At 30.7% G+C, this 10836-nt stretch carries 10 protein-coding genes; 6 read left to right on the top strand and 4 right to left on the bottom strand.

Going from position 1 to position 10836, the window contains the following annotated elements; all coding sequences use genetic code 11:
- Nucleotides 1-245: 245 nt before the first annotated feature.
- Nucleotides 246-1082: a hypothetical protein gene (locus FWJ34_RS14730; RefSeq protein WP_308256089.1), complete on the bottom strand. Its 837-nt coding sequence runs from the start codon at nt 1080-1082 to the stop codon at nt 246-248.
- A gap of 47 nt (nt 1083-1129) precedes the next feature.
- Nucleotides 1130-1591, bottom strand: a complete 462-nt coding sequence (locus FWJ34_RS14725; protein ID WP_396231985.1) for a pentapeptide repeat-containing protein — start codon at nt 1589-1591, stop codon at nt 1130-1132.
- Nucleotides 1592-1764: 173 nt separating this feature from the next.
- On the opposite strand from FWJ34_RS14725, the gene FWJ34_RS14720 reads away from it, so the two are divergent.
- The 5 genes from FWJ34_RS14720 (at nt 1765) to FWJ34_RS19595 (ending at nt 7658) form a co-directional block, all read left to right on the top strand.
- Nucleotides 1765-3282: a bifunctional pantoate--beta-alanine ligase/(d)CMP kinase gene (locus tag FWJ34_RS14720; RefSeq protein ID WP_308256088.1), complete on the top strand. Its 1518-nt coding sequence runs from the start codon at nt 1765-1767 to the stop codon at nt 3280-3282.
- Between the two features lie 245 nt (nt 3283-3527).
- Nucleotides 3528-5336: a hypothetical protein gene (locus FWJ34_RS14715; protein ID WP_308256087.1), complete on the top strand. Its 1809-nt coding sequence runs from the start codon at nt 3528-3530 to the stop codon at nt 5334-5336.
- Between the two features lie 98 nt (nt 5337-5434).
- Nucleotides 5435-6562: a glycosyltransferase family 2 protein gene (locus FWJ34_RS14710; protein ID WP_308256086.1), complete on the top strand. Its 1128-nt coding sequence runs from the start codon at nt 5435-5437 to the stop codon at nt 6560-6562.
- A gap of 350 nt (nt 6563-6912) precedes the next feature.
- On the top strand, nt 6913-7467 hold the full coding sequence (locus tag FWJ34_RS14705) for an adenine-specific methyltransferase EcoRI family protein (protein WP_396231983.1): 555 nt from the start codon (nt 6913-6915) through the stop codon (nt 7465-7467).
- A gap of 14 nt (nt 7468-7481) precedes the next feature.
- The gene (locus tag FWJ34_RS19595) at nt 7482-7658 is read left to right on the top strand and encodes an adenine-specific methyltransferase EcoRI family protein (protein ID WP_396231981.1); all 177 of its coding nucleotides are present in this window, start codon (nt 7482-7484) and stop codon (nt 7656-7658) included.
- A gap of 591 nt (nt 7659-8249) precedes the next feature.
- Here the strand turns inward: FWJ34_RS19595 and FWJ34_RS14700 are convergent.
- Nucleotides 8250-8582, bottom strand: coding sequence for a hypothetical protein (locus FWJ34_RS14700; RefSeq protein ID WP_308256085.1), 333 nt, complete (start codon nt 8580-8582; stop codon nt 8250-8252).
- A gap of 273 nt (nt 8583-8855) precedes the next feature.
- Nucleotides 8856-9815: an orange carotenoid-binding protein gene (locus FWJ34_RS14695; protein WP_308256084.1), complete on the bottom strand. Its 960-nt coding sequence runs from the start codon at nt 9813-9815 to the stop codon at nt 8856-8858.
- A 269-nt stretch (nt 9816-10084) separates the two neighbouring features.
- On the opposite strand from FWJ34_RS14695, the gene FWJ34_RS14690 reads away from it, so the two are divergent.
- Nucleotides 10085-10789, top strand: coding sequence for a fatty acid desaturase (locus tag FWJ34_RS14690; protein ID WP_308256083.1), 705 nt, complete (start codon nt 10085-10087; stop codon nt 10787-10789).
- The last annotated feature ends 47 nt before the right edge of the window (nt 10790-10836 follow it).

Below are 10836 nucleotides of genomic sequence, written 5' to 3'. Positions count from 1 at the left end.
GATGAGGATAGGGAAAAGGGAAGAGGGAAGAGGGAAAAGTAATCAGAATTGATTTTAAAACTCCTAAAATTGATTTTTCCCGTTTTGTTTCATTGGTATTATTGTACTGGTGCAAGATCTGAGTTTATCTCATAATAAAATGAATTTCATTGTTTGTAGCTATCTTTTAATTTTTGTGAAAAATATTCAGGTTTTTGATAATTTTTGATTTATTAATAACAAAATACTCCCTAGCTATATAAATTTTAATTAAGAACAAAATTAGAGGTGATTGTTAGGTTTAAATCTTGTTCAGGATTAATAGAAATTAATTCTTGAGTGCGATCTTTTCTTAATAATAAACCTGCTAAAGCACCAAACCCAGCACCTCCTAAAACTTCTTCTGTTGCGATCGCCTTGTCACCAGTAATAGCACCAAGAAGAGTACCTGCCGCTGCCCCAGCTAAAGCACCTTGCCAGATAGCATTATCATTTTTACCCACCGTAACAGTTTCCGTACGAGTAACAACACGAGAAGTAGCATTAATAGGGTATCGATTACCATTCTTTAGCACTACAGTGTTAGCTATAAATCTTGAACCCTGCCCCGATGGACGAACTTCTCCGACAATTTGACTACCAGCAGGTATAATAATTTGATTCGACTTATCTCGAACATTGTCTCTAACTACTAAGGTGACAGCAAGAGTTTCTTCTGGGGTGACTAAAATTTTATTAGCTGAAGGTAAGGTAGTGGTAATGATTGTGCCAACATTCAAATTGCCAAGATTGGATAATTGATTGGAATTGTTGTTCCAGTTAGAATTAGAATTATTGGAGTTATTATTCCAGTTAGAATTAGGATTATTAGAGTTAGAATTAGGGCGGTTATAATTATTAATTCTCAGTTTTTGATTATTTTGTTTGGAGTTGTTAGAAATTAGTGTCAAAGGAGATTGAGAAGAATGATAACGGGATTGTTCTTCCATTGGTTTAGCTAGGATATAATTGATGGGTGCAACACTCAATATCGTTGTAAAAGAAAGGGTTAAAGCAACGATTTTTTTGCTGTTTTTACTTTTTACAGAAGTAGATTTAACCATGATTTTTCCTTTTAAAATAATTAGTAACTATTTTGACCCCATAAAGTTTAATTTTGTTCCAAACATCCTAAACTATCTCTAGTAGCTATTCCCGTGATGGGATTAACACCAGTTGCCCTTTTACACATCAAATTTACTTGATAACGATCAATTACAGCTCCTGAAAAATCAGCACCTTCTATGTTAGTATCATAAAATCGGGTACGAGTAGCGATGGCAGCCACAAAAATAGCATTGCGTAAGTCTGATAAATCAAAAGTAACACGATCAATTAATGCACCAGTGAAGTTAACACCTTGCAAATTTGCACCTAATAATATCCCTTCAGTCATGATAGCATTCGTTAAATTAGAATTTTGAAAAGAGGCGTTTCTAAGATTTGTAGCGGCAAAAACAGAACCTGTCAAGTCTCGATGAGAAAAATCTTCTCCTTCTAACTCTCCATAGGTGAAATTTAGTACTTCTGCATTGGCGGGTTGAGGTGTTAATAAAATCAGTGTAATGCTCAAAAATAAAAGTAAAAATACGCAAAAAATGCGCCATATAATTGTTAAAAATCGAGTGGAAATCATAATTTTTATCTGAGACAGAGGATTCAGAAGCAAAAGAAGAGAACTGACACTGAGACGGTAAAATATGGAATTGGTCATAGTAATTTATTTAATTAGAGTCTTTTATCTAAATGTTAATTGTAGCGAGGATCACTAATTTAGAGAGAGAAAGATCGAAAATTTCATCTAACCTTAATATTGGATTTGTTCCAACTATGGGGGCATTACATTTAGGTCATGAAAGTTTAATCAGACAAGCCGTGGCTGAAAATGATTATGTGATTGTTAGTATTTTTGTTAATCCTTTACAATTTGGTAAAAATGAAGATTTAGACAAATATCCGAGACAATTAGAGCAAGATAAAGCAATATGTCAAAAATTAGGGGTTAATCTCTTATTTACGCCTTCAGCCACCGAAATGAATACCCTAAATGATGAAACTACTTTAGTTGTGCCTCCTATCTCAATGATGTCAGTTTTATGTGGTAAATATCGACAAGGGCATTTTCAAGGAGTAGCAACTATTGTGACGAAATTATTTAACTTAGTCAAACCAAATATTGCTTATTTTGGGCAAAAAGATGCGCAACAAGTCGCAATTGTCCATAAAATGGTGACAGATCTTCATCTTCCTGTTAAAATCAAATCTTGTGAGATTATTCGAGAAGAATCAGGATTAGCTTTAAGCTCTCGAAATCAATATTTAACTTTAGAAGAAAAACAAGAAGCCGTCTTATTATTTAATAGTTTAACTCTAGCAAAAAAAGCTTTTTTACAAGGAGAAAGAAATACTAAAAATTTAATTAGAATTATAGAACAAGAATTTAAAAATAACCCTATTTTAACCTTGCAATATGCCGAAATAGTTCATCCAAAAACATTAAAATCCTTGACAATTATTACTGAATCTGCTTTAATGGCGATCGCTGCTTATTGTAGTGAAACTCGTTTAATAGATAATCTAATTTTAACAGTGAAAAAACCAATTATAGCCATAGATGGACCAGCCGGGGCGGGAAAATCCACCGTTAGTCATTGTTTAGCCCAAGAATTAGGCTTTTTATACCTTGATACTGGTGCGATGTATCGGGCAATTACTTGGTTAGTTATGAAAAATAATATTGATGTTACAGATGAAAAGGCGATCGCCAAATTAGTAAATATAGCAGAAATTGAATTATTACCTAATGATGACTTAAAGATTCCAGTGACGGTAAAAGTTAATCAACAAGAGGTAACCGAAGCTATTCGCACTCAAGCAGTTACGGCTAATGTGTCGAAAGTATCAGCGCAAAAAGCCGTTAGAGATAAGTTAGTAAAATTGCAGAAAGAATACGGAAGACAAGGAGGAATTGTTGCCGAAGGAAGAGATATTGGCACAAATGTTTTTCCTGATGCGGAGGTAAAAATATTTTTGACAGCATCACCTAAAGCAAGGGCAAAAAGAAGGTTAATTGACTTAGAAAATCTAGGGGAAAATAATGTTAATTTAGAGCAGTTAATCGCCGATATTGAGCAAAGAGATTATCTAGATAGTACTAGAGAAATTGCACCTTTAAAAAAAGCTGATAATGCCATAGAAATTGTTACAGATAATTTAACTATTGAAGAAGTAATTAACAAGATTAAACTTTTGACAATCTTTTAAAATTAGTGATGAATTAATCAAAAAAAATCTTCTTTTCTTTATTTACTTTTCTACCTCACCTTAATAATTTCTTTTCGAGAATAAAAGGGGTAAATTCTTTACTACAAACTATCAAAAATATTTTAAAATTAATTAAAATTATCGAAAATTTCTTAGTACAAGTCAAATATTGTTAAACCCTTACCTTACTTATTAATTATTCCTTTTGTTTACTATATTCAAATTATTCTCATTCTAAGTATATTATGTTAGTTCCTTTAATCAGTACTTTTGTTGCTATTATTATTACCTTTATCAGTTTTTTAATTTATCAAGGTAAATTTACTCTTCTTCCTGATAATTTATCTCTCATTTTTAAACAAAATAAGCTAGTGTTACTGGGATTAAATCTTATCTCCTTTGGTTTATTCTTAGGATTAGTTGGTTATAGTTTCAGTTTAGGGGGAAGTTTTCGTTATCTTCGATTGATTTTCTTAGTTATTGGCTTTATTTGTCTCAAAATATCTTTAAGTCAAAAATTAGAACAATTACCAGAATTACCCTCATTTATTAAATTTATTGTTAATATCAATAGTACCCAAAGTTTACAAATATTTGCAGGAATTATTATCAGTTTTTTACTACTCAAAAGTTTAGTAGCTGTAGATTGGATTAACGGTGATACTTGGATGTATCAATTACCTTTTGCTGCTCGTTTTTGGAGGTTAGTTTCTCCTGAACAATATATATTTGAAGCAGAAAGAGAACCTTTTTATAATACTTCTACTATGTTGCCTAATATTCTACAAGGTTTTTTCTGGTATTTATTCGGATTAAAACGGCCTCAAGGTGCAAATTTAGTTAGTTTTTTTAGTTTAATAGGTTATTTTATTTTCGTCAAACATTATCTTAAAATTCCTTATTATTTATCGGTTATTACTATTTTAGCAGTGCCATTAATTCACATTGCGGCAACAAGTTGTTATGTAGATTTATTAACTAATGTTGGTTTTGCGATCACCTTAGTATTAACTTATTTATTATATTTCAAAGAAGATTTTATTAACTATAAAAATGTTGGTATATTTATTTTAGGAGGCTTTATTGCTGCTAACAGTAAATATTTATTAGTGCCTCCTTTAGTATTAGTTATTTTTTTTGTATTTATCAGAATTATATGGTTAATTTGGTATCGTTTCAATCCTGTAAATAAAATTAAAAATATTTTAACCTTAATTTTTACCATGACGGGAGCAAATATCATAATTTTCCTGACATCTTTTAAAAATTTAGTTATTTATCAAAACCCTTTTTATCCTTTAAAAATTAATATTTTAGGTTATGAATTAAATCATACTATTGTGCCAAGTGAAGATTATATGTCAGATAAAATTGAGGCAATGTTACCTATACAAAGATGGCTTTTTTCCCTGTTAGAAATAGGTGCTTTTGACGAGAGAAGGCCATGGAAATGGACGATTGCAATGGATTATGTGCCTTTAGATGCAGACACCTTTGGCATGGGAGGATATTTTGCTATTTATGTTATTTTTAACGTGGTTTTATTTGCTTATTTATGTAAGAAGAATAACTCAGAAACAAGAGTTGCTTTAGGATTAGTTATTACCATGACTTTAGTTACTCCTTTTCTGCCTTTTTCTTATCAATTAAGATACTATATGTATTGGATAATTATTTTAATAACTCTCAATTTATACTTACTTTTACAGCATTATCAATTAACGAAAAATTTATGGTTAAAACCACAAAATTATGGTTATGTTGGTTTAACCATTATGATGATTTTTGTAATTATAACCCGTTGGATTTATACTTATCCAAATGCTATGTCTTTAGATAAATTTATGAATAGTGATAATCGTGTCAATCAAGAAGTTATTGCTAAATTAGTGACAAAAAAAGATGTTTGTTTAGTTGGTTTTACACCTCTCACTTTTCTATACAATTCTCAATTTCATGAAGGCAAAAACTATTCAGTCAAAGCAGAATTTAGTTATGGTGAAGAAGAAGTTAAAGAAAAATGTGGCGATCGCTTTATAATTTCTAAGGAGTAATAGTAAATAGTAAATAGTTGTAGAATAGGCATCTTGCCTGTTATTCTTAATACCTAATACCTAATATCTCATTTTAAATTCTAAATTCTAAATTCTAAATGGATTCTCTCGAATTATCAATTATAATGCCTTGTCTTAATGAAGCGGAAACCCTCGCTACTTGTATCAAAAAAGCACAATGGTATTTACAAGAATATCACATCAAAGGAGAAGTAGTTATTGCAGATAATGGTAGCATAGATAGTTCCCCCGAAATAGCTACAAAAATGGGTGCGACATTGATTAACGTAAAGGAAAAGGGTTACGGTAGCGCACTTATGGGAGGAATTTTAGCTGCGAGGGGAGAATTTATCATTATGGCTGACGCTGATGATAGTTATGATTTTACAAAACTTAATCCTTTTGTAGAAAAATTGAGGGAAGGTTATGATTTAGTTATGGGAAATCGTTTCAAAGGAGGAATAAAACCAAATGCCATGCCTTTTTTACATAAATATTTAGGCAATCCAGTATTAACATGGTTAGGTAAATTATTTTTTCATAGCCCATGTAGTGATTTTCATTGTGGTTTAAGGGGATTCCGTAAACAAGCAATATTGAGTTTAAATTTACGCACTACGGGGATGGAATTTGCTTCGGAAATGGTAGTCAAATCTACCTTAAACGGATTAAAAATAACAGAAGTTCCTACTACTTTATCACCAGATGGACGCTCTCGTAAACCTCATTTGCGTACATGGCGTGACGGTTGGCGACATTTAAGATTTTTATTATTATATAGTCCTCGTTGGTTGTTTCTTTATCCCGGATTTTTTCTCATGATTATGGGTTTAATTAGCACCGTCATTTTATTATATAGTCCTAGGGTTCACAGTTTATTATATTCATCAACAGCGATTATTATTGGATTTCAGCTAGTTAATTTTGCCATTTTTACCAAAGTTTATGCTATTCAAGAAGGATTGTTACCTCAAGATAAAAAATTATTAAAATTTATTGACTTTTTTACTTTAGAACAAGGTTTAATTTTTGGTACAATTTTATTTTTATTAGGAGGGATTACTTCAATTTTTGCCTTGTTTCAATGGAAAGCAACAGATTTTACGGCTTTAAATCCTGTATTAACAATGCGTTTAGTTATTCCTTCCGTAACGGCAATTGCATTAGGTTTACAAATAATTTTTGCTAGTTTTTTCCTCAGTATTTTTCAGTTAAAAACAAAGTAAAAACAGTTAAGAATTACGAATGACAGGTAAGATGCCTATTCCACAAAACGAAAATTTTGATCAATCAATCAATATTTAATACCGTAATTGGCCATCGCATTTTTAGTTTTATAGTAAAAGTCAAAAAGAAATTTATTAAATCTTATTAATTAAGTAGCAAATGCAGGAATATTTCTAGTTAGATGGAGTTAGACGGCAATTGCGATAGAATTATAAGTTATACATACATTACCAGTAGCAGAAAATGGAAAATTTAAGTTTAGAGTATTAGGAAGTGAAATATTTAATCAGATAACAAAAAATAAATAACTACAAAGCTGAAGATTCATTCAAATAAAAACGGGTTGACAATGGCAAGAGAACTACAGAACTCTTTATTAACAAAAGCAAGAAAAAATAAGAATGATGAGTTCTACACGCAACTTTCAGATATTGAAAGAGAATTGAAACACTATAAGAAGCATTTTAAAGATAAGGTTGTATATTGCAATTGCGATGACCCTCGAATCAGCAATTTCTTTAATTATTTTGCTTCAAATTTCAAACAGTTAGGTCTTAAAAAATTAATAACTGCCTGTTATAGAGAACAAGTAAGAGATTTATTTAATAGAGAAGAAGATGAAAATGGTTTTTTCTTTGAATATACAGGTACAGAGGGAGAAAAAAACAAACCAAGTTCAACGGAGATTGTTTATTTTAAAGGGGATGGGGATTTTCGGAGTACTGAAAGTGTTGAACTATTAAAGCAGTCCGATATTGTTGTTACTAACCCCCCATTTTCATTATTTAGAGAGTATGTAGCTCAATTAGTTAAATACGATAAAAAGTTTTTGATAATTGGCAATATTAACGCAATAACCTATATGATGGAATTAATATTAATAAAACACAAGAAATACCATTAGACTATATAGGAAATATGGGTGTGCCAATAACATTTTTACATAAATTTAATCCAGACCAATTTGAAATAATTAAATTCAGAAAAGGGAATGATGAAAAAGATTTATCAATAAATGGGAAATGTCCGTATTTTAGAATACTAATCAAAAATAAACGAATACAAAATGAACTAATTGAAAATAGAGGAATCTAAGTAAATATGGTTAATGGAAATTCTAAGATAAAGGCTTTTGTTAGAGTAGAGGTTCATGTTAAGTAAACCAGTAAGACATAGCAAAATCTGGATGTCTTTAAACCCTAGAAATGAAAGTGAGACAATACATCAACTTTAAAGAAAAGTTCAACTTAATGTTCTTGAAATATCACGAAATAAGTTAACCTGATTCATAGTCTGAATTATTAATAAAAATCACTGGCATTTAATTCGAGATTTATCTAAGTGAGTGAGTAAAATTAATCGATGCCCTTTATTTTTTTTCTCCAACCTATGATAACAATGGGTAACAAGGAGTTTAAACCCCTTGCATTGCATTGACCCTATACAATTAATTTTGCATGAGTACTTATTAGTAATTGCGCATTAATTGAGTTGTTAATCTTTGCCCTAATTTTTTAGTTGTCTATTTATTGGCTGGTAAAATGATTTCTTAATATTTTTTTATCAGATTAATCTACTTTATTTATTAATAAAATATAATGTATAAAAAAGTGTGATTATGATATAAAACAAGAAAAATAGGGCATCGATAACAGTTTTATATTTTTATAATTGCAGAATTAATTTTTACATTTTAGATAAAGAAGAAATTTTCGCTAATTTAGCTTGATTTAAACCGTGTAACTCTTCTAAACTTATCCAACCTTCTTTTAACAGTTGAGCAAAAGTAAAAATCAACATCGGTTCTCTGGCATCATATTTACCATCAAGATCATAGCGCTTGGCACTCAAAATATCATGAATTTGCCATAGTTGTTCCATATCAGTCAGATTATTGATTTTATGACGTACTTCTGTCACTAAAGTTTCTGTTTCTCGCTGATATGCTTTATTTAATAATCGTTGACTAATTTCTATTTCTATCGTAGTCCATCCTGCTTCACTAGCTATTGTTGACATAATGTTTTGTAAAAAAAGAATATAAGAAAAATTAAACCTTTTTATATATTATCAATATATTTAGAAAAAAGGCAAAAAAAAGAGTCTCCTAAAAAAGAAAAACTCTTTAAAATTAACAATTGATATATATAGACAAAAAGAAGATACTTTAAACCTAATTATTTTAGTAATAATTTTGTTAGTTTAGATTTTCACAAATCAAACTTAGGAAAAATGTTGTATTTGATTATTGATTATTTGTCAATCTGAATTTTGTTGCTGAAAAAGTTGCTTCTAGCGTATTAGGTTTAATAATTCTTTAGGAGATGCTAGTAAATCAATGGCAACAAAAAAGATTTTACCATCGGGATTAAGAAGGAAACGCCATGCAATATCCATGCCAACATTACCACCAAACCAAGGAGTTTGTACTTTTCCTGTTACTTTAATTTGAGTATAACCGCCATCGGCTGGTTCAGTAATACCGCTTTGAGGAATTAATTTGAGATTTTGACATTCTTCTTTAAAGAAGCGGAGAATATTATCCTTACCAACAATAGGACGTTTAAAAGGAGGTTGTAACGCACCATCAGGAAGGAATAGTTCTATTAAAGTATCAAAATCATTGGCGTTTAAGTTATCCATGTAGTCGAGAACTGTGGAATTAGTAACACCTTGAATGGTAACTTTAGTGCGTTTAGATATTTCTTGAGGAGGAGTGACAGGTTCGGCAATAGGAGTATAGTCACCAAGTTTATTAACATCATAACCCATATCAACTACGGCGTTACGAAGTACGGTAATTTGTTGCCCTGATTCTAGTTTTTTGATCGCCTCTAACACGGAATTAGCATTAGCAGAAAGTTGATAACCTTCAGGAATAGGCGCAACGATTCCTTTTTCCATTAATTTGCCTAACTCATACCAAAAACCGAGTTTGATATTCACTGACCATACTGCATAAGTACGACAGATAGGAGTATCTGCACGGTTAGCTAAGTCACACATTACTTGTGATTGCTGTTGCGCAGTCATGGTTTTGATTTCGTTAAGAGTAGATTCTGCTAATACCATACTGGCGGCCCCAGGAGCAGCAATGGTAATGGTTTTACCCATTTCTAAATAAGCAAACCAGATTAATGCTAATTGATCTTCTGCACTTAATTGTGAAAATCGGGCGATGGTAGCGGGTACAACATCTGCGGCTAAAGTTTGAGGAAAAATTGTCCGTGCTGAATCGATAGTAAAAGGCATAATTGAACCTTATTTTAAAAAGTTATGTAACTAATTTAACATTATTTTTTTTAAAAATATTTAGTGTTGAGGTGCGGATTTTGCGACAATGGCAGAAAAAAAGATCATGCTACCCTAGAATTTGTGTTCATTTTCTGCCTTTAAAAATGAAACAGATCTGGTTAAATAAGGGGTGTTTAATTGATTTTCTCTCAAACTTGGGGGAGAAAGGAGGCAGATGAGAATATTCCTGTTAAAGATAAATCGTACTGGGAAAAAATAGGAAGATTATGAGTAATTACTTGGGTTTAGTTATTGCTTTGGTGATTATTACTCTTTGGATAGTAACGGTTTCAATATACCAAATTAATGATTTAACTAAAGTTAATTATCTAGTTATTTTAGGATTAATTCTATGGCAAACTTTTTTAAATACGGGATTATTTATTATTGCTCATGATGGAATGCACGGACTTGTATTCCCTACGAATACTAAAATTAATCATTTTATTGGTAGCTTTGCTTTGATTTTATATGCTTTTTTATCCTATGAAAATTTAAGGGAAAAACACTTATTACATCATCGTTTTTCGGGTACAAATCTCGATCCTGATTTTCATAATAGTGATAATGTAAGTTTTTTAAGTTGGTATAGAGAGTTTATGACTAAATATCTCAGTCTTAAACATTTACTTCGCTTATCCATACTTGTATTATTTATTGCTTATTCTTGTAAAGTTACTTGGCTTCATTTATGGTTATTTTGGGCATTACCCTTGATTTTAAGCTCGTTACAATTATTTTTCTTTGGCACTTTTTTACCTCATCGTCAAAATAGCAAAGAAGAGGAAAATATATCATCGATTAAAAGTCTTTATTTACCAGTATTTTGGTCATTAATTGCCTGTTATAATTTTAGTTATCATCGGGAACATCATCAATATCCCTTTGTGCCTTGGTGGAAATTACCTTCTTTAGTTTTAAAAAATAAATAGAAAAATCAAGATAATAAAACTGATAAATTGACCAATGGTACAGGATT

It is taken from the genome of Geminocystis sp. GBBB08 (genome assembly GCF_016743215.1).
Classification (GTDB): domain Bacteria; phylum Cyanobacteriota; class Cyanobacteriia; order Cyanobacteriales; family Cyanobacteriaceae; genus Geminocystis.
Note: the sequence above shows the minus strand (reverse complement) of the source record. Positions and strands in the feature narration are given on the sequence as shown.

Bases quoted from the DNA above. Each gene is read 5' to 3' on its own strand.
- FWJ34_RS14695 (WP_308256084.1), bottom strand. From the start codon at position 9,815: ATGCCTTTTACTATCGATTCAGCACGGACAATTTTTCCTCAAACTTTA.
- FWJ34_RS14730 (WP_308256089.1), bottom strand. From the start codon at position 1,082: ATGGTTAAATCTACTTCTGTAAAAAGTAAAAACAGCAAAAAAATCGTT.
- FWJ34_RS14720 (WP_308256088.1), top strand. From the start codon at position 1,765: ATGTTAATTGTAGCGAGGATCACTAATTTAGAGAGAGAAAGATCGAAA.
- FWJ34_RS14715 (WP_308256087.1), top strand. From the start codon at position 3,528: ATGTTAGTTCCTTTAATCAGTACTTTTGTTGCTATTATTATTACCTTT.
- FWJ34_RS14700 (WP_308256085.1), bottom strand. From the start codon at position 8,582: ATGTCAACAATAGCTAGTGAAGCAGGATGGACTACGATAGAAATAGAA.
- FWJ34_RS19595 (WP_396231981.1), top strand. From the start codon at position 7,482: ATGGGTGTGCCAATAACATTTTTACATAAATTTAATCCAGACCAATTT.
- FWJ34_RS14710 (WP_308256086.1), top strand. From the start codon at position 5,435: ATGGATTCTCTCGAATTATCAATTATAATGCCTTGTCTTAATGAAGCG.
- FWJ34_RS14705 (WP_396231983.1), top strand. From the start codon at position 6,913: ATGGCAAGAGAACTACAGAACTCTTTATTAACAAAAGCAAGAAAAAAT.
- FWJ34_RS14690 (WP_308256083.1), top strand. From the start codon at position 10,085: ATGAGTAATTACTTGGGTTTAGTTATTGCTTTGGTGATTATTACTCTT.